At 65.8% G+C, this 26,599-nt stretch carries 27 protein-coding genes; 18 read left to right on the forward strand and 9 right to left on the reverse strand.

Annotation, left to right across the window (positions count from 1 at the left end; all coding sequences use genetic code 11):
- The 3 genes from BR47_RS0113675 (at position 1) to BR47_RS0113685 (ending at position 2,433) form a co-directional block, all read left to right on the forward strand.
- Positions 1-1,005: a putative nucleotidyltransferase substrate binding domain-containing protein gene (locus BR47_RS0113675; RefSeq protein WP_020104032.1), complete on the forward strand. Its 1,005-nt coding sequence runs from the start codon at positions 1-3 to the stop codon at positions 1,003-1,005.
- Positions 1,005-1,796, forward strand: a complete 792-nt coding sequence (locus BR47_RS0113680; protein WP_029119853.1) for a Fic family protein — start codon at positions 1,005-1,007, stop codon at positions 1,794-1,796. The genes BR47_RS0113675 and BR47_RS0113680 overlap by 1 nt, the downstream gene beginning before the upstream one ends.
- Positions 1,797-1,950: 154 nt before the next feature.
- The gene (locus BR47_RS0113685; RefSeq protein WP_029119854.1) at positions 1,951-2,433 is read left to right on the forward strand and encodes a 2-isopropylmalate synthase; all 483 of its coding nucleotides are present in this window, start codon (positions 1,951-1,953) and stop codon (positions 2,431-2,433) included.
- A gap of 24 nt (positions 2,434-2,457) precedes the next feature.
- Here BR47_RS0113685 and BR47_RS0113690 read toward each other — a convergent pair whose 3' ends face one another.
- Positions 2,458-3,939 (reverse strand): cytochrome P450, encoded by a 1,482-nt coding sequence (locus BR47_RS0113690; RefSeq protein ID WP_029119855.1) that lies wholly within the window; start codon positions 3,937-3,939, stop codon positions 2,458-2,460.
- A 127-nt stretch (positions 3,940-4,066) separates the two neighbouring features.
- Between BR47_RS0113690 and BR47_RS0113695 the strand changes: the two genes are divergently transcribed.
- Entirely contained in the window at positions 4,067-4,699 is a 633-nt protein-coding gene (locus tag BR47_RS0113695) for a TetR/AcrR family transcriptional regulator (RefSeq protein ID WP_020104028.1), read from the forward strand.
- Positions 4,700-4,708: 9 nt separating this feature from the next.
- Entirely contained in the window at positions 4,709-5,566 is an 858-nt protein-coding gene (locus BR47_RS0113700) for an SDR family oxidoreductase (protein ID WP_029119856.1), read from the forward strand.
- Positions 5,567-5,585: 19 nt separating this feature from the next.
- Here BR47_RS0113700 and BR47_RS0113705 read toward each other — a convergent pair whose 3' ends face one another.
- From BR47_RS0113705 to BR47_RS0113715, 3 genes are read right to left on the reverse strand one after another with little or no spacing between them, the layout of a single operon-like run.
- Positions 5,586-6,746, reverse strand: coding sequence for an AAA family ATPase (locus BR47_RS0113705; RefSeq protein ID WP_029119857.1), 1,161 nt, complete (start codon positions 6,744-6,746; stop codon positions 5,586-5,588).
- A complete protein-coding gene (locus tag BR47_RS0113710) occupies positions 6,740-7,774 on the reverse strand; it encodes a DNA polymerase IV (protein WP_029119858.1) in 1,035 nt (344 codons plus the stop codon). The genes BR47_RS0113705 and BR47_RS0113710 overlap by 7 nt, the downstream gene beginning before the upstream one ends.
- Position 7,775: 1 nt before the next feature.
- On the reverse strand, positions 7,776-8,408 hold the full coding sequence (locus BR47_RS0113715) for a TetR/AcrR family transcriptional regulator (protein ID WP_090562732.1): 633 nt from the start codon (positions 8,406-8,408) through the stop codon (positions 7,776-7,778).
- A gap of 105 nt (positions 8,409-8,513) precedes the next feature.
- On the opposite strand from BR47_RS0113715, the gene BR47_RS0113720 reads away from it, so the two are divergent.
- The 13 genes from BR47_RS0113720 to BR47_RS30485 all read left to right on the forward strand — a co-directional run bounded on the left by BR47_RS0113720 (position 8,514) and on the right by BR47_RS30485 (position 21,838).
- Positions 8,514-9,053 (forward strand): NADPH-dependent FMN reductase, encoded by a 540-nt coding sequence (locus BR47_RS0113720; protein ID WP_029119860.1) that lies wholly within the window; start codon positions 8,514-8,516, stop codon positions 9,051-9,053.
- Between the two features lie 125 nt (positions 9,054-9,178).
- Positions 9,179-10,456, forward strand: a complete 1,278-nt coding sequence (locus BR47_RS0113725) for a PucR family transcriptional regulator (RefSeq protein ID WP_051634792.1) — start codon at positions 9,179-9,181, stop codon at positions 10,454-10,456.
- A gap of 108 nt (positions 10,457-10,564) precedes the next feature.
- The gene (locus BR47_RS0113730; RefSeq protein ID WP_029119862.1) at positions 10,565-11,110 is read left to right on the forward strand and encodes an RNA polymerase sigma factor; all 546 of its coding nucleotides are present in this window, start codon (positions 10,565-10,567) and stop codon (positions 11,108-11,110) included.
- Entirely contained in the window at positions 11,107-11,823 is a 717-nt protein-coding gene (locus BR47_RS0113735) for a Rieske (2Fe-2S) protein (protein ID WP_029119863.1), read from the forward strand. The genes BR47_RS0113730 and BR47_RS0113735 overlap by 4 nt, the downstream gene beginning before the upstream one ends.
- Before the next feature lie 231 nt (positions 11,824-12,054).
- The gene (locus BR47_RS0113740; protein WP_029105817.1) at positions 12,055-12,369 is read left to right on the forward strand and encodes a cupredoxin domain-containing protein; all 315 of its coding nucleotides are present in this window, start codon (positions 12,055-12,057) and stop codon (positions 12,367-12,369) included.
- Positions 12,366-13,307: a metallophosphoesterase family protein gene (locus BR47_RS0113745; protein ID WP_020104018.1), complete on the forward strand. Its 942-nt coding sequence runs from the start codon at positions 12,366-12,368 to the stop codon at positions 13,305-13,307. Before BR47_RS0113740 ends, BR47_RS0113745 begins: the two co-directional genes overlap by 4 nt.
- Positions 13,308-13,339: 32 nt before the next feature.
- Entirely contained in the window at positions 13,340-13,669 is a 330-nt protein-coding gene (locus tag BR47_RS0113750) for a hypothetical protein (protein ID WP_051634802.1), read from the forward strand.
- A 528-nt stretch (positions 13,670-14,197) separates the two neighbouring features.
- The gene (nrdH, locus tag BR47_RS0113755) at positions 14,198-14,437 is read left to right on the forward strand and encodes a glutaredoxin-like protein NrdH (protein WP_020104016.1); all 240 of its coding nucleotides are present in this window, start codon (positions 14,198-14,200) and stop codon (positions 14,435-14,437) included.
- Positions 14,438-14,469: 32 nt separating this feature from the next.
- The gene (nrdI, locus tag BR47_RS0113760) at positions 14,470-14,922 is read left to right on the forward strand and encodes a class Ib ribonucleoside-diphosphate reductase assembly flavoprotein NrdI (protein ID WP_029119865.1); all 453 of its coding nucleotides are present in this window, start codon (positions 14,470-14,472) and stop codon (positions 14,920-14,922) included.
- Positions 14,889-17,057 (forward strand): class 1b ribonucleoside-diphosphate reductase subunit alpha, encoded by a 2,169-nt coding sequence (gene nrdE, locus BR47_RS0113765; RefSeq protein WP_029119866.1) that lies wholly within the window; start codon positions 14,889-14,891, stop codon positions 17,055-17,057. The genes nrdI and nrdE overlap by 34 nt, the downstream gene beginning before the upstream one ends.
- A gap of 66 nt (positions 17,058-17,123) precedes the next feature.
- On the forward strand, positions 17,124-17,765 hold the full coding sequence (locus tag BR47_RS0113770) for a hypothetical protein (RefSeq protein WP_141772232.1): 642 nt from the start codon (positions 17,124-17,126) through the stop codon (positions 17,763-17,765).
- A gap of 2 nt (positions 17,766-17,767) precedes the next feature.
- On the forward strand, positions 17,768-20,620 hold the full coding sequence (locus tag BR47_RS0113775; protein WP_141772233.1) for a hypothetical protein: 2,853 nt from the start codon (positions 17,768-17,770) through the stop codon (positions 20,618-20,620).
- An 87-nt stretch (positions 20,621-20,707) separates the two neighbouring features.
- Entirely contained in the window at positions 20,708-21,838 is a 1,131-nt protein-coding gene (locus tag BR47_RS30485; protein ID WP_036427303.1) for a threonine synthase, read from the forward strand.
- A gap of 40 nt (positions 21,839-21,878) precedes the next feature.
- Here the strand turns inward: BR47_RS30485 and BR47_RS30490 are convergent, their stop codons facing one another.
- Genes BR47_RS30490 through BR47_RS0113805 form a run of 5 tightly spaced genes read right to left on the reverse strand, consistent with a single transcriptional unit; the run spans position 21,879 to position 26,434 of the window.
- Positions 21,879-22,562, reverse strand: coding sequence for a GntR family transcriptional regulator (locus tag BR47_RS30490; RefSeq protein ID WP_051634803.1), 684 nt, complete (start codon positions 22,560-22,562; stop codon positions 21,879-21,881).
- Positions 22,563-22,603: 41 nt separating this feature from the next.
- On the reverse strand, positions 22,604-23,596 hold the full coding sequence (locus BR47_RS0113790) for an isopenicillin N synthase family dioxygenase (protein WP_029119869.1): 993 nt from the start codon (positions 23,594-23,596) through the stop codon (positions 22,604-22,606).
- 39 nt (positions 23,597-23,635) lie between these two features.
- Positions 23,636-24,682: an isopenicillin N synthase family dioxygenase gene (locus BR47_RS0113795; RefSeq protein ID WP_029119870.1), complete on the reverse strand. Its 1,047-nt coding sequence runs from the start codon at positions 24,680-24,682 to the stop codon at positions 23,636-23,638.
- Between the two features lie 49 nt (positions 24,683-24,731).
- A complete protein-coding gene (locus tag BR47_RS0113800; protein ID WP_029119871.1) occupies positions 24,732-25,589 on the reverse strand; it encodes an ABC transporter permease in 858 nt (285 codons plus the stop codon).
- Positions 25,586-26,434 (reverse strand): ABC transporter ATP-binding protein, encoded by an 849-nt coding sequence (locus BR47_RS0113805; protein ID WP_081831290.1) that lies wholly within the window; start codon positions 26,432-26,434, stop codon positions 25,586-25,588. The genes BR47_RS0113800 and BR47_RS0113805 overlap by 4 nt, the downstream gene beginning before the upstream one ends.
- Positions 26,435-26,599: the final 165 nt, after the last annotated feature.

Raw genomic sequence — 26,599 nt, forward strand, 5'->3', positions numbered from 1 at the left:
ATGTCCCCGGCTGATCTTGGTGTCGACGCCGCCCGCGCCGCGATCCTCGCGGCGGGTGGCGAGGACGCGCTGCGGTCGGGAATCGAGCAGGGCCTGCAGGCGGTGCGGGCCGCGGCGCGCGCCTCCGTGCCCGCCGCTGAAGTCGCGGCCGCGTGGTCGCAGGTGCTCCGCTCCGGCGTCGATGCGGCCGTCCGGCTGACGCCCGGCCCGTCCTGGTCGTGGTTCGTCTCCGGCAGCGTCGCGCGGGGCGAGGCGGTGGCAGGCTCGGACGTCGAGACCCTCGTCGTGCTGGCGGACGACACCGTGCGCGACGAAGCGCTGGCGGCGGCAGCGCAGGTGCACGCCGTGCTGGAACGGTGTGGGGTGCGCGCCGACGCCAACGGGGTGCTGGCCAGCCGGCCGCGGTTCTGCCGGACGGCGGGTGCCTGGTCCGACGGCATCGCGCACTGGACGTCCGACCCGCGCGCGGACCGCGGCGTGGTGATGACGGGCGTGCTGGCCGATTCCCGCGGCGTCCATCCGGCCGACGACGGGGTGGCCGAGGATCTGCTCCGCGCACAGGTGGTGCGCGCCGCTGTCGGCAACTACCCGGCCCGCCAGTACCTGCTGCAGGACGCCACGACGTTCCGCGCGACGTTTCCCTCCCGGCTGCGCATGCTGGCCAATCAGTCCGACACCGTCGACCTCAAGCTGGCGGCCATCGATCCGCTGGTGAAGATCGCGCGGTGGGCCGGCGTGTCGGCAGGTTCCACCGCGCTGTCGACGCCGAGCCGCATCGACGCGGCGGGGGCGGCAAATGTGCTTGATGCTGAGGATGTTTCGACGCTGCGGGACTGCTTCGCCGCCCTGGTGCGATTCCGGTGGACGTCTCGCGCCGGCGGCGATCAGGTGGTGCTGTCGGAACTGCCGCCACAGGAGCGGGCCATGCTGCGCAGCGTCGCCCGCGAGGTGGCCGGCATCAGCCGCAAGCTGACCTACCTCGCCTCGACGTCGGCGTTCCGCTGATGGCGACGACCTTGTTGGCGCAGCACGCGGTGCAGCAGACCCTGGCCGCCCAGCGCATCGAAGGCTGGGAGCCCCAGCCCGCCCATATCGTCGAGCTGGGTGCATTGGCGTCCGGTGCCGTCGAATTCGACGATTACCTGGCACGGTGCCGTGCGCAGTATCCGCCGACGCCCGAAAAGCGCCGCCGGTTCTTCCAGCGCCGGGCGCCGTATCTGATTCCCGGAACATCGGTGCTGCGCAACAACTTCGGTATTCAACACGGGCCGGACCTGGCGGCGGTCGAATTTCAGGTGACGGCGGGCCGAATGGTGCTGTGGCACTGCCGGCAATCCGCGGCGGTGACCGAGATCGACGTCCGTGCCATGCACCGGGAGCTGTTCGGCGACGTGTACGAGTGGGCGGGGGAGCTGCGCACCGTCGACATCCGCCGCGGTGACTCGGCGTTCACCTGGCAGGTCGACATTGCCGCCGGATTGGCCGAAATCGAGCTCGCGGCAACGGCATTGGCGGACGTCGGCGCCGAGTTCGGCAACCCGAGGCTGGCGTGGGAACTGTCGCGGATCTACGCCCGGTACAACCAGATTCACCCATTCCGGGAAGGCAACGGACGCACCGGGATGCTGCTGCTGCACGCGCTCGCCGGCCGGTGCGGACGGCAACTGGACTTCACCGGTGTCAGCCGTGCCGCCTGGTATTCGGCGGCGCGGGACAGCATGCCGCTGCACCGCGACGGGCGCCTCAGCCACCGGCCGTTCCTGTGGTTGCTCAACCCGGCGGTGAAATCGTCTTGACCCGAGGCGCGGTTGCGGACTAACCTCGGCGACCATGCTTCACATGCTCGTAGTAGCCAGTACCCACAGCGGGGTCTGATCCTGACCGACCCCTCGCTGTGGGTCGGACGCTACTACCTGTCGGTCACTCCTTTCGAGCAGAAAAGACCGACGCATGTTCACCTCCACCGCCATTTCCACCACGTCGCGTTTCGCGGATCTGTTTGACCGTCCGTTGCCCCGTGACCTGCGCGAACACGCCGAAACCATGTGTCACGACACCTTCGTCGACCACTACGGCCACCAGGGTGGTCCGGTCCGCCTGGGCAGTTGGGGAACGGCGGGCGACGACGACCGTCGCCGCGGCATCACCGCCCCGCGCCGCTATCGCGCCAGCATCGCCGTCGGCGACCGCATCGCGACCTCGACGGCCTCCGCGACCGGCCCCGTCGCGGCCCTGACCGCGATGCTGCACGAGCGCGGCATGGCCGTCGAGATGATCAAGTTCCATCAACTGCCCGCTGTCGGCGGCGGCATCGCGACCTTCATCCACGGCAGCGACGGCGTGCGCGCGGAGTGGGCCATAGGCTGGGCCCGCGACCCGGTCCAGTCAGCGCTGCGGGCGATGATCGCGTGCGCGAACCGGCTGCACGCCTAGTCTGGAAGGCCGTCTCGGCGCGGGTCAGCGAATGGGACGCAACACGATCGGCATGCCGTCCACCGGCACGGCCATGCCGCCGTAGTCGTACCACGGCTCGTAGCCGGGGTGGGTCAGCTCCAACCGGTACTGGCGCAGCAGACGGTGCATCACGGTCTTGATCTCCAGCTGCCCGAAGACCATGCCGATGCACTTGTGCGCACCACCACCGAACGGGGCGAACGCGTAGCGATGCGCCTTGTGCTCGTTGCGCGGCTCGGCGAACCGTTCGGGGTCGAACCGCATGGGGTCGGTCCACAGCTCGGACAGGCGGTGGTTCATGCCGGGCCACGTGACGACGTCGGTCCCGGCCGGGATGTAGTAGCCCAACAGCTCGGTGTCCCGGACCGCGCGGCGGAAGTTGAAGCCCAGCGGCGTCTGCAACCGCAGCGACTCGTTGATCACCAGGTCATAGGTTTCCAGCTTCTCCAGTGCCTCGATGTCGAGCGGCGCGTCACCGATGCGTTCGGACTCCTCGCGCAGCTTGTCCTGCCACTGCGGGTTGGCCGCCAGGTGGTAGGCCATGGTCGTCAGCGTCGACGTCGTGGTGTCGTGCGCGGCCATCATCAGGAAGATCATGTGCGCGACGATCTGGTCGTCGGTGAAGGTCTGCCCGTCTTCGTCCTGCGCGTGACAGAGCACGCTGAACATGTCGGTGCCCTCGGAGCGGCGCTTCTCGGCGATGGAGCCGGAGAAGTAGTCCTCGAGCGTCTTGCGGGCCTGGACACCGCGCCACCAGGCGAAGGGGCGCACCGGCTTACGGATGATCGCGTTGCCGGCCCGGGTCGTGGTGGTGAAGGCCTGATTGATGGTGGTGACGAGCTTGTGGTCGGTTCCCGCGGGGTGTCCCATGAACACCTCGGACGCGATGTCGAGCGTCAGCTCCTTGACCGCCGGATGGAACAGGAATCGGGGATCGTTCGCCACCCAGTCGTTGGCCAGCACCTTGGTCGCCACGGAATCGATGTGGGACACATAGCCCGTCAGCCGCGAGCGGGTGAACGCCTCCTGCATGATCCGGCGGTGGAACATGTGCTCGTCGAAATCGAGCAGCATGAGGCCGCCCTCGAAGAACGGCCCGATCACCGGATCCCAGGCACGCTGCGAGAAGTCCTTGTTGCGGTTGGAGAACACGGCCTGCGTCGCATCCGGTCCCAGCGCCATCACGGCCGGCAGCGCCGGCGTCTGCGCGTAGTACAGCGGCCCGTGCTTGCGGTAGATGTCCAGAACGTAGTCGGGCCCGCCCCGGAACACCTCGATCAGGTGTCCGATGACCGGCAGCCCGGAGTCGCCCATGATCGGTTTGAGGCCGCTGCCTGTCGGCGGCTCGGCGAGCTTGAACTGCTCCCAGTCGGTGGCCAGCAGCCGCTGCTCGATGATGCCCATGCCCGGCACCGTGACGGGTGTCGGCTTGAGGCGCCGCATGGCCTGATCGAGGAGGTAGTTCGGGGTGCTGATAGTCGCCATCCAGGGATTCCTGTCTGCTCTTGATGCTCATTTGTGGTGAAAGTCACCACCTGTTGTCATCTTGGCCGCCATACTTGACGCGTGTCAAGTTTTGAATTGGTGTGTCGGCGATGACATCGTGAGCGCCATGAGTGCTGAAGTCGAGACGGCCGACAAGGGCCGTAGTCGCGGCGACAAGCAACGCGACGCGATCATCGAGGCGGTTCGCGAACTGCTGGAGGAGCGGCCGTTCGCTGATCTGTCGGTCAGCACCATCAGTGCCCGCGCCGGTGTGGCGCGGTCAGGCTTTTACTTCTACTTCGACTCCAAGTACTCGGTGCTGGCCCGGATCGTGTCCGAGGCGATGGAGGAACTCGACGAGCTCACCCACAACTTCGCGCCGCGCGAACCGGACGAGACGCCGGCATCCTTCGCCAAGCGCATGGTCGGTAACGCGGCGGCGGTCTACGCGATCAACGACCCGATCATGGCGGCGTGCACCGCAGCCCAGAACACCGACGCCGAAATCCGCGACCTGATGGCCGACTTCGAGGACGGCGTCATCGACAAGATCGTCGGACTCATCGAGCAGGACGCCGGTCGGCGCCCGATTTCCGACGACTTGCCGGCGTTGGTTCGCACCCTGGTGTCGACCACGGCCTATACGCTGTCGCGCGACAGCGCATTCATCGGACGGGGCGGAGACCCGCAGCGCGCCGTCGACATCGTGGAACGCCTGTGGCTCAGCGCGTTATGGGGTGGCGGCGACCTGCCTGTGTAGGGTCGGGCCATGACGGGGTGGAGCGGCTACGCAGGCAAGCGGTGTTTCGTGACGGGGGCGGCCAGTGGCATCGGCCGGGCGACCGCACTCAAACTGGCTCAGCAGGGCGCGGTCCTCTATCTGACCGATCGTGACGCCACCGGGCTGGAACAGACCGTCGCCGACGCCCGGGCGCTCGGCGGGGAGGTGGCCGAACACCGCGCGCTGGACATCTCCGACTATGACGCCGTCGCGGCGTTCGCCGCGGACATCCACAGCCGGCACGAGCCCATGGATGTGGTGCTCAACATCGCCGGGATCTCGGCCTGGGGCACCGTCAGCACCCTGACCCACCAGCACTGGCGCTCGATGGTCGACGTCAACCTCATGGGGCCCATCCACGTCATCGAAACCATGGTGCCGCCCATGGTGGCGGCCGGCCGCGGCGGTCGGCTGGCCAATGTCTCGTCGGCCGCGGGCATCGTCGCGCTGCCGTGGCACGCCGCCTACAGCGCCAGCAAGTACGGCCTGCGCGGGGTCAGCGAGGTGCTGCGCTTCGACCTGGCACGCCACCGTATCGGGGTGTCGGTCGTGGTGCCCGGCGCGGTGAAAACGCCTCTGGTGCAGACGGTTCAGATCGCGGGAGTGGATCGCGACGATCCGCAGGTGCAGCGTTGGGTGGCCAGGTTCGCCGGGCACGCAGTCTCGCCCGAGCAGGCCGCCGACAAGCTGCTGTCCGGGGTGGCCAAGAACCGGTTCATGATCTACACGTCGCCCGACATCCGGGCGCTGTATCTGTTCAAGCGGCTGGCCTGGTGGCCCTACAGCGTGTCGATGCGTCAGGTGAACGTGTTGTTCACGCGCGCCTTGCGGCCGAAGCGGCGCTGAGCCCCAAAGCCGCTGAGCGTCAGCGCTTTCCCCAGTCCCACGGCGGCGCGGTGAGCATCGTCTGGCCGTCGATCTGGGTTTCGCCCCACTGCTTGACCAGCTCGACCTCGCTCGCGTCGCACGCGGCCAGCCGCTCGCGCAGCCGTGCCGAGTGGGTGACGACGACGACCTGCGTCTTGCGTGCGGCAGCGGCGATCATGTCCGCCAATGGACCCACCAGGTCGGGGTGCAGGGACGTCTCCGGCTCGTTGAGCACCATGAGCGCAGGCGGCTGCGGCGACAGCAGGGCGGCGCCCCAGAGCAGGAACCGCAGTGTGCCGTCGGACAATTCGGCCGAGCGCAGCGGACGGAGCATGCCGCGCTGGTGCAGCTGCAGTTCGAACAACCCGCTGTCGGAACTCACCGATATCTCGGCGCCGTCGAACGCGTCGCCGACCGCCCGCGGCAGGTCGTCGAACCCGGCTTCAAGGATGGTCTGCACGGCCGCGGCCAGGTCGTTGCCGTCGTTGCTGAGCACCGGCGTCCGGGTGCCGACCTGGCGGCGGCGGGCCGGTGCGTCCCGGTCGACGCGGAAGCCGTCGTAGAAGCGCCAGTCGCGCAACCGATCCCGCACCGCGGCGAGCTCGGGCAGTGCTTCGGGATTCGCGTATTCGGCCAGGACGCTGCGGTAGCTCGGCAGGGCGCGGGTCAGTTCGTCGAAGCCGCGGCCCGAGTCGGAGGCCACCTCGGCGTACGTGCGGGTCCGGCGGACCAGGGCGCTGCTGGGCCGGGGAGAGCGCCCGGCGAACACCGTCTCGCGCTTGATCTCGGGATCCTGGCCGAACATCGAGTTGTGGCCCGGGTCCTGTGGCAGCCCGAGGTCGATGAAATAGCCGAAATCGGTTGCCGCGAAGCCGAGTTCGAGCGACACGGGCCGGGTCCGGCTGGTGCCCTCGGTGGTGCCGGTCCGCCGCGCGCCACTGGTGTTCTCCGGGCCGGCCCACAGCACCGACTGCAAGCCGCCCTCGCGGGCCAGGGAGCCGATGACCTCTCCGCGTCCGCAGTCGGCCAGCAGGCCCAGCGCCCGGTACACCGAGGACTTGCCGGTGCCGTTGGCTCCGGTCACCACGGTCAGCTCCGACAGCGGCAGGACGATCTCGCGCAGCGACCGGTAGCCCCGGATGGCGATGGTGGTCAGCACTTGTCGGGCATCTCCAGTTCCAGCCGTACCCCGAGCAGGCGCACCGGCCGGTCCAGTTCGAAGTCGTGCAGCAGGTCGATCGCGGTCCGCGTGATCGTCTCCAGATCGGTACCGGCCACCGGTAGCTTGCGGATCTTGGTGCGGGTGAAGAACGTTTTGGTCCGCAGGGTCACGGCGACCCGGGTTACCTCCCGGACCTGCTCGACGATTTCATCCAGAGTGCGCCGAGCCAGCTCCGTGACAGCGGCTTCCATCTCGGCGGTGTCGGTGAGGTCCTGCGGGAACGTCACCACATGACTGCGCGAGCGTGGCACCCACGGCTCGGTCGTCACGGTGCTGTCGCCGCCGCCCTTGGCCAGCAACAGAATCCACAGTCCTGTCGTCGGACCGAAGGTCGAGGTGAGTAGCTCCGCATCGGTGCGGGCCAGCTCTGCGACGGTGGTGATGTCGAGCTCGGCAAGCTTTTTCGCGGTCTTGGGGCCGACGCCCCAGAGCGCGTCGACCGGACGGTCGCCCATCACCGTCATCCAGTTCTCGGGCGAGAGGGCGAAAACCCCGGCCGGCTTGCCGAATCCGGTGGCGACCTTGGCGCGCTGCTTGTTGTCACTGATGCCGACGCTGCACGACAGCCCGGTCTCGGCGGCGATCACGGCGCGAATCTTCTCGGCGAGCTCGAACGGATCAGCCACGGACGCACCGATATACGCCTCGTCCCAGCCCCACACCTCGACCGGATGTCCGAGGTCGCGGAGCAGGCCCATCACCTGTTCGGAGGCTTCGTCATACGCGGGCGCGTCGGAGGGCAGGAACACGGCCTGCGGACACTTGCGGGCCGCGGTGCGCAGCGGCATGCCGGCATGGACGCCGAATTCCCTTGCCTCGTAGGAGGCGCAGGTGACGACCTTGCGAGGTTCGGTGGGATCGCCGCTACCTCCCACGATGACCGGCTGTCCGACCAGCTCAGGGTGTCGGCGCAGTTCGACGGAAGCCAGGAACTGGTCGAGATCGACGTGCAGCACCCACGTCATCTCAGTGCCCACAAAGCTTGTGCGCCACGCTTTCCCACGCCGCGCCCTGCGCCTGCAGGCTATGGCCGAGGTCGTCGTGCTGGTGGCTCACGTAGTCGGCTTCGAGCAGGGCCAGCAGGGCGTCGGTCTGGGCGTCCAGGTTCCCCGTAGTGCCGGCGGAGTTCAGCAGCATCCGGACGTGGGTGCGGTGGACGGCGGCGGCGGCCCCGAAGCGGCTCTGCGGGTCGCGCCCCGCGTCGGACAGCAGCGCGCGGTGCTGCCAGACGAACTGGAGCCGGTCGCGGCCGTAGGCGATCAGCCGTTCCAGTGGCGGTGCGCCGGGACCAAGCGGGGGTGGGCCGAACATCAGGGCGCTCTGCTCGACCTGCTCGTCCTCGTCGAGAAGCACGAGCATCAGGCCGGAGCGGCTGCCGAACCGGCGGAACAAGGTGCCCTTGCCGACGCCGGCCTCGGCCGCGATGTCGTCCATCGTGACGGACTCGGCGCCGCGCTCGGCGATGAGGCGGCGGGCCGCGTCGAGCAGCAGGAGCCGGTTGCGCGCCGCGTCGCCGCGCTCGACCGGCGCCGCAGGGGTCATCGGCAGGCCGGCCAGGGGCAGGTTCGTCGGCCGCAGTTGCGCCAACCCGTCGCTCATGAAAAAACTTTAGCTCAGGTGGAATTAATCGGACCGCAGTCCGGTTGACTCGTGCGAGGATCGGTTCGCCGGAACCGGCCACAGACACAAGCTAGGAGAAAGAAAATGGCAGAAACCAAGGTCCTGGTCCTGGTCGGCAGCCTCCGTGCGGCCTCGCTGAACCGGCAACTCGCCGAGGTCGCGGTCGAGTCGGCGGCCGACGGTGTGACGGTACGAGTGGCAGACGGCCTCGGCGACCTGCCGTTCTACAACGAAGACCTGGACAACGAGTCGCTGCCCGAAGCCGTGGTCGCGCTGCGCCAGATCGCGGGCGACGCCGACGCCATCCTGGCCGTGACCCCGGAGTACAACGGCACCATTCCCGCCGTCTTGAAGAACGCGATCGACTGGCTGTCCCGCCCCTATGGCGCCGGTGCCGTCAGCGGTAAGCCGCTGGCCGTGATCGGTACCGCGCTCGGGCAGTACGGCGGTGTGTGGGCGCATGACGAGACGCGCAAGTCGTTCGGCATCGCCGGTGCGGATGTCGTGGACGTCAAGCTGTCGGTGCCGGCTTCGGCGTTCGACGGCAAGCATCCGCGCGAGGCTGCCGAGGTTGTCGATGGCGTGCGCGGAGTGATCGCCAAATTGGCCGCCGAGGTCGGCTGACTCGAGAACGCAAAAGGGCCGTCGGCATCCGGGAACGGATGCCGACGGCCCTTTGTCGTCCTTCGGGGACAAAAAGGACTGACGACGAACTACGGTTTGGGGGTGGCCGGGAGAACAGGCAGCTAATGGCCGGTGGCGGGGACCTCAACGATGACGCGTTGACCCAAGCGGTGGCCGGAATCGGCACGCGACTGGACACTCGCCTCACCGAGATCACGCGCACGGTCTCGGATCAGCTGGTGTCCGATATCGCCGAGCTGCGCGGCGAGGAACAACTGCAGCAGATTCTGGGCGATTCGGTCGCCGCGAACATCGACGCGTTCTTCGCCGCAGCCCGGCACGGTATCTCGATCGACCTCGTGCACGCTCCGGCAGCGGCCATCGAACACGCGCTCCGGCTGGCGCAACGGGACATCTCGGCCAATGTGCTGGTCCGGTCGTACCGACTGGGCCAGCAGGCGGTGCTGAAAGCCGTGCTGGAGGAGATTCGGACGGCCGAACTCGATCCGCGATTGGCGTTGGACGTGTTCGACGTGATGTCGACGATCTCGTTCAACTACATCGACCGGATCTCGCAAGAGGTCGTCGAGGTCTACCAGCAGGCTCGGGAGAGCTGGCTGGAGAATCGAAACAGCGTGCGCATCACCGAGATTCGTGAACTACTTGCCGGCGGCGACGTCGACATCGATACCGCGACGGTGGCGATCCGGTACCCGCTGCAGCGCACCCACCTCGCAGTGGTCTTGTGGTGCGACGACTCCGAGGATCGGCTGGCCGAGATGGAGCGCCTGATCCAGCAGTTCGCCGCATCGATCGGCGCGGCAGATTCGCCACTGTTCATCTCGGTCGATCGGGCCACCGCGTGGGCCTGGGTCGCGGTGCCCGCGGTAGTCCTGGATGAGGCGGTGACGTGGCTGGGCAGCCTGGTGCCGGCCGAGGGCCTGTACGTGGCGGTCGGCACCCCACAGTCCGGCGTCGCCGGCTTTCGGCTGTCACACCGGCAGGCCGAAGACGCCCGCATCGTCGCAGTGGCGTCGGGACCGCAGGGCCGGCGGTTCACCGCGTTCGGTCACCGCGGTGTCGCGCTCGCGGCGCTGCTGGGGTCGAACGTCGACGCGCTGTCGGCGTGGGCCACGGAAGTGCTTGGCCCACTGGCCTGTTCGACGGTCAGCGACCAGCGCCTGCGGGAGACACTGCAGGCCTTCCTGAAGGCGGGCGGCAGCAACAAGGCCGCGGCAGAGGAGTTGCATCTGCACACGAACTCGGTGAAGTACCGGGTGCAGCGCGCGATCGAACGCCGCGGCAGGCCCATCGAAGACGACCGGCTCGACGTGGAGGTCGCCCTGCTGTTGTGCAGTCAGTTCGGCGACCGAATGCTGGATCCGGCGGATGATGGCGGCTAAGAGCGGATGAAGTCGGTGCCCACCTCCCCGGCATGTAACCCCGGGGGCTATCTACTTCTCGAAGTGGCCCCGGGGTGTGCCGGGCCGCACCGATGAGACGGGGCCAATGTGTCTGCGCAGCGTGACCCTGTGCACCGGCCCCCACTGCGCGTGGTCTCGTCGGATTCCCGGTATCCCGACTGGGAATCCGTCTACCAGGACAACGCGACGTGGGTGTACCGCACGATCTACGCGCGGGTCGGCAATCAGGCCGACGCCGAGGACCTCACCGCCGAGGTGTTTCTCGCCGCGCTGCGGCCGTTGCGGCTGACGGCCAGTGCCGCCGAGGTGCGCTCCTATCTACGGAGTACCGCGCGCACCGTGCTCGCCGCGCACTGGCGCGAGACGATGGGGCGGGAGATCACCTGCATCGACCTCGATATCGAGGCGCCACCGGAAGCCGAAGAGTCCATCAGCACCGCACCGGATCGTGTCGCCGCGGTGTTGGACGCCCTGCCGGACAACTATCGACGCATACTGGAGCTGCGATTTCTCCAGACCAAGTCGATCAAGGAGTCCGCAGCGGAGCTCGGTGTCAGCGTCGCCAACGCAAAGGTGTTGCAACACCGGGCATTACGGCTGGCGGCACAGATCAACGAGAAGGGCGAGCCATGAACGCGCGGGGGTTGCGCCGGTACCTCGACGACCTGCTGCGCGGGCGCAAGCCGTCGGGATTCACGCCCGACGATTTCGACGCGGCGCAGATGCGAACGGCGATCGACCTACAGGCGGCCCGGCCCGGCGCCGACGAGCCGCGGCCGGAGTTTCTCGCCGACCTGCAGAGCAGGCTCGCCGCACAGTTCGACGGCGACGACGCGGCGGCACCGAAGCCCGGCTGGTTGCGTGCCAATCGCCGCCAGGTGATCGTCGGGACCTCCGCGGCTGCCAGTGCCGCGGTCGCGGCGGTGGCCGTCGACCGGGCGTTGGTGGGTCGCGGTGCGGCCGGCTCTCAGGACACCGCGAGCCAGGAGCTGGTCCCGACCGCGGGCAGCTGGCAGAAGGTCGCCGACAGCTCCGACGTGTCGGAGGGGGCGGTGCATCCGTTCGATCTGGGCTCGGTCGTGGGATTCGTGCGCCGGGTCGACGGGAACGTGCAGGGCATCTCTGGTGTCTGCACGCATCAGGGCTGCCGGCTGTGGTTCGACGGACCCGACAACCGGCTGCGCTGCCCGTGCCATTCCACGTCGTTCGCCACGGACGGGCACGTGCTGACGCATCAGTTGCCGATTGCGCCGAAACCGTTGCCCACGTTCGAGGTTCGTGAGGTGAGTGGCGTGATCGAGGTGTTCGCGCCGTCTCCGCCGAGTTGGCCCGCCGCAGGCGTGTAACCCGCCACCGTATCTGTTGGTGAGGGTGCGCAGGCGCACCCGTACCCGACGACCACGGAGGTCCCCGTCGTGTCGCGACGATCCCTGGTTGCGCTCACCGGCGCAGTCCTGCTCCTGTCCGCATGCACCTCGACCGCGCCACAGCAAAAGGCAGCACCCACACCGGTTTTCAGTTCCGACGTCAGCGGGACGCCCGGGATGAGCGGAGCCGGTGCCGGCTCCGGACCCACCATGGGGTCGATGGGGTCGATGACGATGTCCCCGCCCGAACCGGGCCACCAGGCGCCGATGCCGGCGGGGCCGAACGCGGTCAACATCGACAACTTCGCCTTCGCGCCCGACACCCTCACGGTGCCCGCCGGAACGGCGGTGACGTGGACCAACCACGACGAAGACCCCCACAACGTCGTCGCCGAAGGTGGTCAGTTCCGTTCTCCGACAATGGGTTCCGGAGCGACGTTCAGTTACGTCTTCGCGGCGCCGGGCACGTACACCTACGTCTGCGGCATTCATCCCTTCATGCACGGGACGGTGGTGGTCCGATGACCGAGAACACGGCTCAGGGCGACCCGCAGCAGATGAACCGTCGCCAGTTGCTCCGGCACTCGGCGTGGTTCGGCGCCGCTGTGGGCTTGTCAGTGGTCGGTGGGGAAGTGCTGTCGCACGTTGCGGGCAGCAGCTCATCCGCGCCGGCGGCACCGCCCACGCTGCGCTTCGCTCAGGTCAGTGACAGCCACATCGGCTTCACCGGCGCCGCCAACACCGACGTCGCCGGCTCGTTCACGCACGCCATCGACACCGTCAACAACCTTGGCTACACCCCCGATTTCGTCATCCATACGGGCGATCTGACGCATCTGGCCACCCCGGAGCAGTTCGATCAGGTCCGGCAGATGATGACCGGACTGCGCACCCCGCACGTATTCACCGTTCCGGGCGAACATGATTCGGCCGACGACGCCGGCGCCAAGTACCGCCAGGCCTTCGGTGCGGGCACCCGCGGCGACGGCTGGTACAGCTTCGACATCGCCGGCGTCCACGTCATCGCGCTGGTGAACACGCTGAACCTCAAGAAGCTCGGCCACCTCGGCGTCGATCAGCTCGAGTTCGTGGAGAAGGACGTCGCCCCGCTGTCGAGTGATACGCCGATCGTGGTGTTCAGCCACATCCCGCTGTTCGCGATGTATCCCGATTGGGGCTGGGGGACCGACGACTCCGCCCAGGCCCTGAGCTATCTCAAGCGGTTCGCATCGGTGACGTGCCTCAATGGCCATGTGCACCAGGTGTTTTCCAAGACCGAGGGCAACATCACCTTCCACAGCGGCACGACCACCGCCTATCCGTTGCCGCACCCCGGCGATGGTCCGGCGCCCAAGCCGCTGACGCTGCCGGCCGGCAAACTGCACGACGCGCTCGGTATCCGTGAGGTGAGTTACCAGGCCGGTCAGCACATGCTCGCGCTCAAAGAACGGACCCTGCTGTGACTCTCGTCTACCGTCTGGTGCTCGCGGCGGCCATGCTGGCGAGCGGCCTGCTGCACGCCTACCTCTACGTCCACGGGTACGGGCACATCCCGTCGATCGGCACCGGCTTCCTGGTGCAGGCGGCGGTGTTCTGTGCCGTCGGCGCGTTGCTGGCGGTGGGCGCCCCGCGGTGGTTCGGATGGGCGTCGGGACTGCTGTCGGCGGGGGCATTGGTGGCGTTCGGGTTGTCGCGAACGGTCGGACTGTTCGGATTCGTGGAGACGGGCTGGGAGCCGGTACCGTATGCAGTCCTCAGTGTGGTCGCCGAAGCGGTGGCCGTACTGGCGGCGGGGGTGTGGGCAGTGCGCGCCACGCGGGGGTGACAGGCCACATTTGTCACGTTCGTCACGCTGGTACCACAGCTGTGGCGTCCGTCGCGCGGAAATCGGCGTAGCTGGCGACTTCCGTCTGGCCGAGCTCGGCGCGTCGCGGACGGCGCGCCGCCGGAACTTGTCGGTGCCTGGTGCTAAACCAGTAGTTGGAGCGCGACACGCCCCCGGGTGTGATGTGCGACACGCCGAGAGAGTGTCTCGGATTCGGCCTTACGACCTGGGAATTTCACGAATGTTGTTCAGAACATCTTGTATCTGTTCGGTTTGTCGCCCACTAGGTGTAGTGTTTGACGGACCGACAGGCCCCCACAATTTGAGGGTCGGCCGGGGCCGGAAAGTCAGTTCGACGGGGATTCTCGGACGTGCTGACCGAACGGCCCGGGACGACCGGAGATGCGGGAATTTCAGGGGTTGCCGGGCCGCTGATCCAGATGGGGATATCAGCGGAAAGCGCTACCCCGTCAGTTGCCAGCCATGTTCAGTTCAGCTTCCAGGCCTTCGAAGAGGAGTCGTACCGAGATGACCGTCACCGTGTACACCAAGCCGGCATGTGTGCAGTGCAACGCCACCTACAAGGCGCTGGACAAGGCGGGCATCGCTTACGAGAAGGTCGACATCAGCATCGATGACGAAGCTCGCGAGTACGTGCTCGCGCTCGGTTACCTGCAGGCCCCGGTCGTCGTGACCGACAGCGAGCACTGGTCGGGCTTCCGTCCCGACCGGATCAAGGCGCTCAGCACCGTGGCGGTCACCGCCTAGCAATCAACCAACCGGGGGAGGAGAAGGAAACAGTGAGCAATCTCGTCTACTTCTCCAGCGTGTCGGAGAACACCCACCGCTTCGTCCAGAAATTGGACTGGCCGGCCGACCGCGTCACTCGAATCCCCCTGCACGGCCGCATCGAGGTCGACGAGCCCTATGTGTTGGTGCTCCCGACCTACGGCGGCGGACGTGCCACCCCGGACATCAACGACGGTGGCTACGTCCCGAAGCAGGTCATCGCCTTTCTCAACAACGAACACAACCGGTCGTTGATCCGCGGCGTTATTGCCGCGGGCAACAACAACTTTGGTGCTGAATTCGCGTACGCGGGCAATGTGGTCTCTCGTAAGTGTGGTGTTCCGTACCTCTACCGCCTCGAACTCATGGGAACCCCGGACGACGTCATCGCCGTTCGTGAGGGTCTGGAAGATTTCTGGAAGGAACTCTCGTGCCACCAACCGTCACAGCTGCAGAACCGGTAGCCGCCACCACGCACGCGCTGCCCGGTGAGAGCGACTACCACGCTCTCAACGCGATGCTCAACCTGTACGACGCGGACGGCAAGATCCAGTTCGACAAGGATGTGCTCGCGGCGCGGGAGTACTTCCTGCAGCACGTGAACCAGAACACGGTGTTCTTCCACTCGCAGGACGAGAAGCTCGATTACCTGATCGAGAAGGAGTACTACGAGCGTGAGGTGCTCGACCAGTACAGCCGCAACTTCGTCAAGCAGCTGCTCGACCGGGCCTTCGCCAAGAAGTTCCGCTTCCCGACGTTCTTGGGCGCGTTCAAGTACTACACCAGCTACACGCTGAAGACGTTCGACGGCAAGCGCTACCTCGAGCGCTTCGAGGACCGCGTCGTGATGGTCGCCCTCACCCTGGCCGCCGGTGACACCGAGCTGGCCGAGAAGCTCGTGGACGAGATCATCGACGGCCGGTTCCAGCCGGCCACCCCGACGTTCCTCAACTCGGGCAAGAAGCAGCGCGGCGAGCCCGTGTCGTGCTTCCTGCTCCGCATCGAGGACAACATGGAGTCCATCGGCCGCTCCATCAACTCGGCGCTGCAGCTGTCCAAGCGCGGCGGCGGAGTTGCCTTGCTGCTCAGCAACATTCGTGAGCACGGTGCGCCGATCAAGAACATCGAGAACCAGTCCTCGGGTGTCATCCCGATCATGAAGCTGCTGGAGGACTCGTTCTCCTACGCCAACCAGCTCGGTGCCCGTCAGGGCGCGGGTGCGGTCTACCTGCACGCGCACCACCCCGACATCTACCGCTTCCTCGACACCAAGCGTGAGAACGCCGACGAGAAGATCCGGATCAAGACCCTCTCGCTGGGTGTCGTCATCCCGGACATCACGTTCGAGCTGGCGAAGAAGAACGAGGACATGTACCTCTTCTCGCCCTACGACGTCGAGAAGGTCTACGGACTGCCGTTCGCCGACGTCAACGTCACCGAGAAGTACTACGAGATGGTCGACAACGGCGCCATCCGCAAGACGAAGATCAAGGCGCGCGAGTTCTTCCAGACCCTCGCCGAGCTGCAGTTCGAGTCGGGCTACCCGTACATCATGTTCGAGGACACGGTGAACCGGGCCAACCCGATCGACGGCAAGATCACGCACTCGAACCTGTGCTCGGAGATCCTGCAGGTGTCGACGCCGTCGCTGTTCAACGAGGACCTGTCCTACGCCAAGGTCGGCAAGGACATCTCGTGCAACCTGGGCTCGCTGAACATCGCGAAGGCCATGGATTCGCCGGACTTCGCGCAGACCATCGAGGTGTCGATCCGGGCGCTGACCGCGGTGTCGGACCAGACGCACATCTGGTCGGTGCCGTCGATCGAGCAGGGCAACAACGACTCTCACGCCATCGGCCTCGGGCAGATGAACCTGCACGGCTACCTCGCCCGTGAGCAGATTTACTACGGCTCCGAAGAGGGCATCGACTTCACCAACATCTACTTCTACACGGTGCTGTTCCACGCGCTGCGCGCCTCGAATCGCATTGCGATCGAACGCGGTACGAAGTTCGGCGGGTTCGAGAAGTCGAAGTACGCCTCGGGCGAGTTCTTCGACAAGTACACCGAGCAGGAGTGGGCGCCGAAGACCGACAAGGTCCGTCAGATCTTCGCCGACGCCGGCATTCACATTCCGACGCAGGACGATTGGCGTTCGCTGAAGGAGTCGGTGCAGGCGCACGGCATCTACAACCAGAACCTGCAGGCCGTCCCGCCGACGGGCTCGATCTCGTACATCAACCACTCGACGAGCTCGATCCACCCGGTCGCGTCGAAGATCGAGATCCGCAAGGAAGGAAAGATCGGCCGCGTTTACTACCCGGCGCCGTACCTCACGAACGACAACCTGGAGTACTACCAGGACGCGTACGAGATCGGCTACGAGAAGATCATCGACACGTACGCTGCGGCCACTCAGCATGTAGATCAAGGGCTTTCGCTGACACTGTTCTTCAAGGACACCGCCACGACCCGCGACGTCAACAAGGCGCAGATCTACGCCTGGCGCAAGGGCATCAAGACGCTGTACTACATCCGCCTGCGCCAGATGGCTCTGGAAGGCACGTCCGTGGAGGGTTGCGTCAGCTGCATGTTGTAGGGCGTATCAAGCGTGTGTGGTGTAGGTGGCGTAGCCGCGCCGACCGCCGCCGATGCGGTAATTCCGATGAATGATGCACAACAGAAGATCGTCAAGGTCTTGCGAGATCGGAGCCCGCGCCTAGCGGGTATGTATGAAATGGCATTGCGGATTTTGCAGACTCCCGCTGAATCCGGTCTTGAATCAGCGCGCGTTTCGGTCATATGTCATTGCATACGTGAGTTGATGATGGGCCTGCAGACTGCGCTAATCGACGATCCGATCGAGCGCGTCCGGCCTTCGTCAAGCGATCTTGCACGGAAGCTGAGGGAGCTGGCCGACGAACACCCACAGCTCGACCTGGGGGGCGAAGAAGAATCGATTCCTGTCCCGAAAGCTATGGCCTGCGTTGTTGATTCACTGATTGGCGCGGCCCGGAAAGAGCATGGGCGGAATCGAGATAACGCTGCTGCCTTGGTTACGGGAGGGTCTGAGCGAAACCAGAACCACCCCACAGTAAGTCAGTGGTTGGACATGTATAACCACTATTTTGTGCGGTGGGCCCACATCGATAGCCATGGCGACCGCCCGCTACCGACCGACACCGAATTATTGGACGCTATCAAGTTTGTTGAGGACGTAGTCGACGTTCGCACGGCTCCTTTCTTCGGAAATTTCGTCGCGGTGAAAAGTCTGCTCGACGAGATCAATGCGACCTTCGAGGAGTAAGCGTGACGTCGAAGTTCTTGCCACCCACTGAAGAAAAAGTCGACGAAGTACTGCGGAGAATACCTACTGTTCCGTTGAGGCGTGCCTTTTTCGAGGGGCTGATGAATCCGCACTGGGTCGTGCCTTTGGCAAAGAAGGGCGCCTTCAGTTATCCGCCAGAGCCGGAGAAGACCGAAAACGGTCTAGTTCGAGACATCTATTGGCCTGAGATCGGATATCTTGTCCGTGTCGCGCCGGATGAACCTGAAGCCGTCGTGAACGTGCTGCTGCAATTGGGGAACAGCACTAATGCGTGGGTCCGAAGAGGCACGTTTGAAGTCGGCGCAAATATTTCTGCAGATCAAGCCGTCCGATTGATGCCGCTGATTAAGTCGTGGCAACCTACCGGATTCGGTTGGAGGACGGATCCAGAGGATCTTGTGGCGTTCACTCTGAACCTCCTTCAAGGCGGGCAACAGAGAGATGGCACATGGTTTGCCAAGCAGCTCTTTAAACCGTTCAAAACAAGGGATCGCCGTCGACCCGCGGCGCGTCTGGGCGCGTACTGGTTCGAACAAGGTCTGCCGAAAGTGGCTGCAGCACTTGGAGACGACGGACTCGAGATTGTTCTGCCTTGGCTTGTGGCCTATGAGCGGATCAGTGGCCACCTGAAAAAGGACCTGGATTTCTCATACTTCTCGCGGGACTCAATCCGGCGCCGAGACGACGAATGCGAAGACATGGAGCAGGCACTAATCGACGCCGTCAGGGATTCCGCCGTTAAAGCCATGCTTGTAGACGCGTCAAAAGCGAAGGAAACGCTGCTTGGGCGCGATATGCTTCTTGGTCGAAAGATTGCATTGTTTTCGCTCGGCGAGGCTATCCGTCAGAGTGGTGACACGCAGCGCGTCGAAGATCTATTGGCAGTCGCGACAGAGCTTTTGTTCGATGAGCGTTCGAATGACGATTCATGCCGAATTGACTATGGGGAACTTGCTCGCGCGGTCGCGACTGTGTCGACCGAAGTGCTTGACCCTCTCGTCCAATTCATCGAGTTGGGCTCGAGCGCCTACAATCGCCGCCACCAAGAGCGGATGCGTAACTCCGGTGCGGATGAGGCTCAGATCGATGAGGAACTTCGGGAACGCGAGGATCGCTGGAGGCATCGCTGGCTGTCGGCAATTGGAGTGGAGGCTCTGCCTGCGCCGCTGCGAATTGAGCTGGCTGAATTAGATTCCAGATACGGCGTCTTCGACCGGCCGCTTGAACCGATACTTCGAGTGACGGGGTGGGTTGGGCCGAATAGCCCAGTGAGTCAAGACGAGATGGCTGCCATGAGTCCGGTTGAACTAGCTGCGCATCTCGAGAGCTGGCACGACACGGGCGACGGCTGGGGGCCCGAGCCGTCCCATGAAGGGCAGGGACGTGAACTGACAGCGCTCATATCAACGAAACCCAAAGCGTTGGATGGTGTCAGTCAACTTGTCAGGCGACTGCGTCCCACCTATCTGAGGGCACTCTTGGTTGGATGGGAAGCTGCTGTCAAGGCCGACCTTGAACCGGACTGGACACAGACTGCGGAAGTGATAGCGGATGTCCTTGGCCACAACGACGAATCGGCCTTCCCGACCGAGGGGGGCCGCGGCGATGACGATCCGGACTTCCGTTGGGCGAAGAAGGCTGCGGTTACACTTCTGGCAGAACTAGTCAATCAGCGAACTGGATTGGTGGTTCGGGAAGATACGATGTCCCTGTTCGCCGACCTCCTTACGAATTCCGCCAACGACGATGCGGCGTGGGACGAATACGTTGCCGACGTAGATGCCGGAATGGACGCGCTGACCATCTCTCTGAACTGGCAGTGGCCAATCAGAATTCGCGGCTTGATCAATCTGATGTCGCAAGGAAGGGAAACGATTTGGTATGCGGCTGCGCGATCAGCCCTTGAGGTGGAGCTTTCGAGGTCCGATCCACGTGGCGCATCTAGGGCGGTTATTGGCCGACGCTTGTCGCGGTTGCTTTCGACTGATCCCGAGTGGCTGATACCCCGAATTCCGGATCTTTTTGGAACGAGTTCTGGGCTGTCGGCCGGACAGCAGATCGCGCTGACGACAGCAATCGCTGGCCACCTTTACCACTCCACGCTTTATGACCTGTTGAGGTCGTCGATGCTCGGCGCAATTCAGTGCGGCGATCAGATCGTAGCGGGCTGGCGCACTCAGACTGATCCGCTGCAACAAATCGGTCACTGGGTAGTGAGCGCCATAATCTGGGGCCACACAACTATCGACGATGCACTTGCCCATGAATACTTCTCCGTTGTGCCGCCTAGGATTCGGGGCGACGCTTTGGGGCATATCGGTTGGCAGTTCATGCATGCGCAGAGGGTCGATGCGGCCATTCGGGACCGGCTTGCAGGCCTTTGGGACTCGCGGGTGGCGCACGTACGCTCATGTCCTCAGGATCGAGAAGAGCTGACTGGTTTTTGGTGGTTCGTGAAGAGCGGCAAGTTTGCCGTCGAGTGGTGGCTTCCTCGCCTCAAGGAAGCAGCAGAACTGGACCCTCAGCTGTGCGCAGAGCGTTACATGATCGGCAAAGAGCTCGCCCTAGCTTCGGATTACGATCCGCGCACGGCGTTCGATGTCCTGAAGCTCTTGCTTGGCGGCCGTCAAGAGGCAGGTTTGGCCGTCTACGATTTAACGCGGAACGCGGTCCCGATGATTCTTGCCAGGGCTATCGCATCTGGCGATGAAGGCCTCAGGCAAGACGCAGAGGAATATATGAACGAACTCGGCGAAGCTGGAAATCTCGGGTTGCAGTCCGAGGTCATCAAGTTCATTGACGGAACTCTGAACGAAGAAGATGTGGACGAATAGTCTCGTTACAAATCGGTACCTGGAGTGCTGTCATCAACCTCAGCGCATAGAGCCATCCGGTGTGCTTTGACGTAGGAAAGGGTCCCCGTGAACTCGCCTGGGCCGAGTTTCGTCGACCGTAGCGGCCGCCGTTATCCCGCTGACCAACCCCGCTGGCGCGGTGACGACGGCAGCCCGTTGGTCTTCGAACCGCTGCCGGGCATCGGTCGCGAGCGGATCGACACCGCGGTCAACTCGCAATGGCGCTACCGCGCGGCGCTGCCAAATCCCTTGGCGCACATCGAGCCGGTGACGCTGGGCGAGGGGCGGACACCGTTGATCAACCGGACCTTCGACGGCATCGACGTCGGCCTGAAGGTCGAGTCGATGAACCCGACCGGCAGCTTCAAGGATCGCGGCGTCGCGGTGATGACGACCGTCTTACGTCACCAAGGGATCGACCGCGCGCTCGAGGATTCCAGCGGTAACGGGGGATCCTCGGTCGCGGCGTACTGCGCGGCAGCGGGGATCGAAGCCCACATCCTCGTGCCGGCTGCGACCTCGCCGAACAAGATCGTCCAGAGCCGGTTGCACGGCGCGCACATCGAATTGGTCTTCGGCACAAGGCAGGAGGTGGCCGACGAGGCCGTTCGCCGAGCCGAAACAGCGTTCTACGCGAGCCACAACTGGCACCCGTACTTCCTGCAAGGCATCAAACTGATCGCCTACGAGATGTGGGAAGACCTCGGATTCCGCGCTCCCACTGCGGTTCTCGTTCCCGCGGGTGCCGGCAGCCTGGTTCTCGGCTGCGCCATCGGATTCGGCGAACTGCACCGGGCCGGCGCGATCGAACATGTGCCACGAATCCTCGTCAGCCAGCCGCAGAACTGCTGCCCGCTCGTCACGGCCATCGAACAGGGCCGCGATGAGGTCACCGAACACCAATGGTCGACGACGGCCGCCGAGGGGACGGCCATCGCGAAGCCGGTGCGGGACCGCGAAGTGCTGCAGGCGATTCGGGACACCCGTGGGACTGCCGTGGCGGTGCCGGAAGACGAGTTGCTGCCCGCGGTGGGGGAGCTCGCCAGGGCCGGGCTCTTCGTCGAACCCACCAGCGCCCAGATCGTGCCGGCGCTGCGCCGACTACAGGCAGCCGGTGAGGTCACCGCCGCAGACACTGTCGTCGCGGTCCTCACCGGTTCGGGCCTGAAAGCCGGTCACCTGCTCACCACGGTGTGACGCCACCGCGCAGGAACGGTCGGCCGTCATGCGGCAGCGGTCAGCACCCCGATGGCGAGTACGTCCCCGCGGTCGTCCCTTGGATGCGCCGCATCCGGACTCCGAGCGCGGCGACGTGCGCTGCCGCGGCGCGTTCGGCGGCCGCCGCGTCACCGACCTCGATCGCGTGCACGATGGCGGCGTGCTCGGCGACGGCGAATCGGCGTCCCGCGTCGTCGGACCACAGCCCGCTGTTGTAGAGGTGGGCCTTGGCGTCGAGCCGGTGCAACGCCTCGCTGAGGGCGCGGTTGCCTGCCAGATCGCGCACCGCGGTGTGGAATTCGAGGTCCCAGCGGGCCTCGTTCAGCGCGTCCGCGGGAGCGGCGAGCCGTTCCTTTTGGTCCTCGACGAGGCGCACCAGTTTCTCGACCTCTGCCGTCGTCGCCCGCAATGTCGCCGCCGACGCCGCGTATCCGTCGAGTAGCTCGCGCACCGCGAACACATCGGCGATCTCCGCGGCGTCGACGTGCGCGACCCGGGCGCCCGCGTGCGGGGTGTGAACCGCGAGCCCGTCCGCGACCAGCCTCTGGACCGAATCGCGGACGGGACTGCGGCTCACCTGCAGCTCGGCTGCGAGTGCCGGGACGCTCAGCGGAGCGCCGGACGGCAGCCGCCCGGTGAAGATGCGGTCCAGCAGCTGCTTGTACACCGCTTCGCCGAGTAGGGAATCCGACCCTGCGGTCATCAGCACCGACCTCCTCGTGCCGCCGGCAGCGGCCGGTGCGTTCATGCCCTCGGACCGGCGTAGTTCGCAGCGACCCGCTGACGAAGGTACTCGGCCGCAGTGATCGGCGGGTACGTGCCCGCGGGCGGGTCGATGACCACGTCGCGGTTGGCCTGAGCGAAGAACGGGATCGAGTAGCGCGGGCCGGCATACTCGCCGGCGCCGGGCACCCGCACCCGGTGAAAGGTGGAGAGCAGCTGGTCGTCGCTCCACCGCATCAGCATGTCGCCGATGTTGCAGGTGATTGCGGTGTCGGAGGGAACCACGGGTGTCCACTCCTGCGCGTCGGCCTCCCGCCCCGGGCACACCTGCAGTCCGCCTTGGCCGTCGCGCTGGAAAAGCAGTGTGAGGCAGTCGAAGTCGGTGTGCGCACCCGCACGCCAGGTGCCGGGGGCGCCGCGCAGCTCCTCGGGCAGCGCGTAGTAATGGATGAGTCGCAGTGTCGACTGGTACTGGTCGGACTCCGGATCGTGCGCGCGCGCGAAGAAGTCGCGGTCGAAACCCAGCCGGTCGGCGAAGCAGGACAGCACCCACATCGCCAGCTCCCAGCACCGCGCCTCGAAGTCCAGCATGAAGTCGCGGAACCCAGGGAGCTGCTGCTCCTGCGGCCAGAGTCCGGTCATGTGCGGCCGCGTGATCTGGAACGACTCCTTCTGGTCGGGCGTGCCCACCGACGGCCGCACCTGACTGGAGAACTCCCAGCCCACGTTGTTGGGCTTGTCCAGTGGCAGAGCGGCTTTGGTCTCCTCGGGGAGGGTAAAGAACTCTGCGGCACGGGCGAACGCGGCATCCACCAGGTGCTGTGGGATCGAGTGGCCCACCAGCTGGAAGAAGCCGATCTCTGTGGCAGCGCGCCACAGTTGATCGGTGATCTCCTCGCGCCGCTCCTCGCGGTCGGTGAGGTCGATGCGGGGGACCCTGCGCTCGGTCTCGACGCCGAGGCCGCCCATGCGGCTCTCGAGGTCCAGTTCCTGCATCACGTACTGCTCGTTCATCTGTCGGACTCCTTGGAAGGTCGTGGTAGGTCGTTGGGGTCAGGACCGGGCGCCCAGCAGGCGCGCGGCTTCGCGATCGGCTCCGGCGGGGGCGCGTCCCGTCTTCATCCCGGCGAGCTTCTCCTGCAGATGGGAGGCCACGGTGATCGGCGGATATCCCTGCGCGCCGGCCTCGACCGTGCCGGGCAGCGGCTCGATGACGGCGTCGTGGTTGCCGTCGAGGAAGAACGCCGCGGAGCGGCGCCGCTCGATCCGTCCGTCCACGACGGGCGGATCCACGCGGTGCAGGGTTGCGCGCCAGCGGTCGTTCGTCCACCGCGCGAACGCGTCACCGAGGTTGATCAGAAATGCTCCCGGGTCCGGCTGCACGGGATGCCACTCGGAGTCAGGTCCGAGTACCTCCAGCCCGGCGACCCGATCGGCCCACAGCACGGTGAGGATGCCGAAGTCGGTGTGGGCACCCATGCCGGTGAGCGGACCGTCCAGTTCGATCGCGCCGGGCGCGAGCGCGTAGTTGTTCATCTTGAGCGTGTCGATGGAGTGGTCCACGAGATGGTCGAAGTACCCGGTGCCGAGACTCAGGGCGTCGGAGCAGGCCCGCAGGAGCGCCCGGGACAGGACGGTCACCTCGTGAAAGTAGGCCGCCACGGCGTCGCGGAATCCCGGAAGGTCCGGCCAGCTGTTGTCCGGGTAATCCGCCGCCGGCAGGTCCGCGTGCGGGTGGGCCGCGGCCTCCGTGCCCAGCGTGAACGCCTCGTAGAAGTCATTCATGGCGTTGGCGGGGGCGACGCCCAGGCTCATGGACAGGGATTCGGACTTCGGCGGCGTGTAACCGCGGTTCTCGCCCGGTCGGCGCAAAGCGCGCTTGAATTCCGCAGGCGCGCTGAAGAACTCGTCGATAGCACCGGCGAGTCCGTTGATCGCGTCGGCGGGGACGCCGTGCCCGATCACCTGAAGGAAGCCGACGCCGGCGCAGGCTTCGTCGATCCGTGCGGCTACGGCGGCGCAGGCGGGGTCGGTGTCCTTGGACGCCGTGGGGTCGAGGTAGGGCGCGATGTCGATACGCGGGACGGAGAAGGCGGTCATCCTTGTGCTCCAACATGTTTCGAAAAGGAAAGGTGGTTGCGGTAGGCGGTCATCGAGCACCGCCGGAGGTGTGCCAGCGGCCGACGGCGAGCCGCGACACCGCGGAACAGGCGACGAAGACGATCACGCCGAGGGCGGCGGCGAGGGCGATCGCTGCGATGAGGTCGGTCGACCGCAGCTGCGCGCGGAAGTTGTCCATCAGGGTTCCGATGCCGGGCCGGCCCTGCGCGAAGAACATGTCGCCGATGATGGCGCCGATGATCACCTGGCCGGAGGCGATCCGCAGGCCGGTCAGGATCGACGGCAGCGCCGCGGGCAGCTCCAGCCGGACGAGCCGCTGGAGGCGCGAAGCCCTTCCGAGGGTGAACAGTTCGTGCAGGCCGGGGTCGACGGAACGGAAGCCGAAGTGAGTGTTGGTGATGATCGGGAACAGGGCGATCATGACGCACACCGCGACCCGGGACATGGTGCTGTAGCCGAACCACAGACCGAGCAGCGGGGTGATTGCGAGGATCGGAACGACCTGCAGCACAACGGCATACGGGAAGATTGCGCGCTCGAGCCACCAGGCCTGACTCATCAGGGCGCCGACCGCGACGCCGATGAGCGCCGCGAGCAGGAATCCGATCGCTGCGACCTTCGCCGTCACCCCGAGCGCTGTGAGCATCGGCTGGAGGTGGACGGGGTCCAGGAGCGACTCGGTGAGGACCGTGTGCGGAGCGGGCAGGAGGAATCGCCGGGACGGGCTGAGGACCAGGTACGTCACGGCGTACCAGAGGCCGATCCCGGCCGCCAGTGCGCCGACCGCGACAGAGCCCCGGCCGATTCGTGCGGGCCACACGGAGGTGGGCGCGGGCAGGGATCCGCCCGTCGACCGCGTCAGTGGCAGGTTCAGTGCGGCGGTCATGCGATCTCCCTCAACAGTTTCGAGATACGGGCGACGGTCTCGGTGTACTGCCGCTCGAAGCGCAGCAGCGGACCGCGAGGATGCGGCAGGTCGACCGTGACGTCGGCGGCGATCCGGCCGGGCCGGGCGGACATGACGATCACCCGGTCCGCGAGCAGAACCGCCTCGGATACGGAGTGGGTGACGAAAACGGATGTGAGCCCGCGCCTTTCGCACAGGTCCAGGAGCTGCAGCTGCATCTCTTGGCGGGTCAACTCATCCAGGGCGCCGAAGGGCTCGTCGAGCAGCATGAGCTCGGGCTCGAGAGCGAGCGCGCGGGCCAGGGAGACGCGCATCTGCATCCCGCCGGACAGTGATTTCGGCAACTGCTCGGCGAACTCGTCGAGACCGACGGCGGCGAGGGCCGCGTCGACCCGTGTGGTGCGCTCTCCGGCGGGCATCCTGTCGAGTTCCACGAGCAGAGATGCGTTCTTGCGCACTGTCGCCCACGGCATGAGCGTTGCCGCCTGGAAGATGAACCCCACCGACGAGGTGCCGGTGGCGACCAGGCCCGCGGATGGGCGTTCGAGGCCTGCAGCGAGGCGCAGCAGGGTGGACTTGCCGCAGCCCGACGGCCCGACGATGGCGACGAATTCGCCGCGCCGGACGGACAGCGTGACCGACGACAAGGCGGTGGTGCCGGTTGCGTAGGTCATGGACACGTCGTGGAACGAGACCTGGTCGGCCGCTTTGAGGTGGCGAGCGTCGACGTCGTTCCGGGTGTCGATCAGGTGGGCGGGGGATGGCACGAGAACCTCCGGGATGGGCGCCGTGGTGAGCAGTGACTGCTCGCGGTCAGAAGCCATTCTGAGGATTGCATGTAATTAGCAGGATATCCCTGCTGTGAAGTTCTTGTTACATGCACCGGCGGGAGTTGCGACCGCCTAACGGGTAGGTGAGTGTGTAATCGTCCCCGCCAGCTCGTGGCGTTCCTTCGGGTCGATCATCAGCCCGATCCCATTGCAGGAGAA

It is taken from the genome of Mycobacterium sp. UNC410CL29Cvi84, from assembly GCF_000686745.1.
Taxonomy (GTDB): Bacteria; Actinomycetota; Actinomycetes; order Mycobacteriales; family Mycobacteriaceae; genus Mycobacterium; species Mycobacterium mucogenicum_B.

Excerpts from the sequence above, each read along its gene's own strand:
- BR47_RS0113750 (WP_051634802.1), top strand. The coding sequence starts at position 13,340 with ATGCTGGCGAGCGGCCTGCTGCACGCCTACCTCTACGTCCACGGGTAC.
- BR47_RS0113735 (WP_029119863.1), top strand. The coding sequence starts at position 11,107 with ATGAACGCGCGGGGGTTGCGCCGGTACCTCGACGACCTGCTGCGCGGG.
- nrdH (WP_020104016.1), top strand. The coding sequence starts at position 14,198 with ATGACCGTCACCGTGTACACCAAGCCGGCATGTGTGCAGTGCAACGCC.
- BR47_RS0113675 (WP_020104032.1), top strand. The coding sequence starts at position 1 with ATGTCCCCGGCTGATCTTGGTGTCGACGCCGCCCGCGCCGCGATCCTC.
- BR47_RS0113725 (WP_051634792.1), top strand. The coding sequence starts at position 9,179 with ATGGCCGGTGGCGGGGACCTCAACGATGACGCGTTGACCCAAGCGGTG.
- BR47_RS0113715 (WP_090562732.1), bottom strand. The coding sequence starts at position 8,408 with ATGAGCGACGGGTTGGCGCAACTGCGGCCGACGAACCTGCCCCTGGCC.
- BR47_RS0113740 (WP_029105817.1), top strand. The coding sequence starts at position 12,055 with ATGGGGTCGATGGGGTCGATGACGATGTCCCCGCCCGAACCGGGCCAC.
- BR47_RS30490 (WP_051634803.1), bottom strand. The coding sequence starts at position 22,562 with ATGACCGCAGGGTCGGATTCCCTACTCGGCGAAGCGGTGTACAAGCAG.
- BR47_RS0113695 (WP_020104028.1), top strand. The coding sequence starts at position 4,067 with ATGAGTGCTGAAGTCGAGACGGCCGACAAGGGCCGTAGTCGCGGCGAC.
- BR47_RS0113685 (WP_029119854.1), top strand. The coding sequence starts at position 1,951 with ATGTTCACCTCCACCGCCATTTCCACCACGTCGCGTTTCGCGGATCTG.
- BR47_RS0113790 (WP_029119869.1), bottom strand. The coding sequence starts at position 23,596 with ATGAACGAGCAGTACGTGATGCAGGAACTGGACCTCGAGAGCCGCATG.
- BR47_RS0113690 (WP_029119855.1), bottom strand. The coding sequence starts at position 3,939 with ATGGCGACTATCAGCACCCCGAACTACCTCCTCGATCAGGCCATGCGG.
- BR47_RS0113720 (WP_029119860.1), top strand. The coding sequence starts at position 8,514 with ATGGCAGAAACCAAGGTCCTGGTCCTGGTCGGCAGCCTCCGTGCGGCC.
- BR47_RS0113745 (WP_020104018.1), top strand. The coding sequence starts at position 12,366 with ATGACCGAGAACACGGCTCAGGGCGACCCGCAGCAGATGAACCGTCGC.
- BR47_RS0113700 (WP_029119856.1), top strand. The coding sequence starts at position 4,709 with ATGACGGGGTGGAGCGGCTACGCAGGCAAGCGGTGTTTCGTGACGGGG.
- BR47_RS0113680 (WP_029119853.1), top strand. The coding sequence starts at position 1,005 with ATGGCGACGACCTTGTTGGCGCAGCACGCGGTGCAGCAGACCCTGGCC.
- BR47_RS0113800 (WP_029119871.1), bottom strand. The coding sequence starts at position 25,589 with ATGACCGCCGCACTGAACCTGCCACTGACGCGGTCGACGGGCGGATCC.
- BR47_RS0113770 (WP_141772232.1), top strand. The coding sequence starts at position 17,124 with ATGAATGATGCACAACAGAAGATCGTCAAGGTCTTGCGAGATCGGAGC.
- BR47_RS0113710 (WP_029119858.1), bottom strand. The coding sequence starts at position 7,774 with ATGACGTGGGTGCTGCACGTCGATCTCGACCAGTTCCTGGCTTCCGTC.
- BR47_RS0113795 (WP_029119870.1), bottom strand. The coding sequence starts at position 24,682 with ATGACCGCCTTCTCCGTCCCGCGTATCGACATCGCGCCCTACCTCGAC.
- BR47_RS0113805 (WP_081831290.1), bottom strand. The coding sequence starts at position 26,434 with ATGGCTTCTGACCGCGAGCAGTCACTGCTCACCACGGCGCCCATCCCG.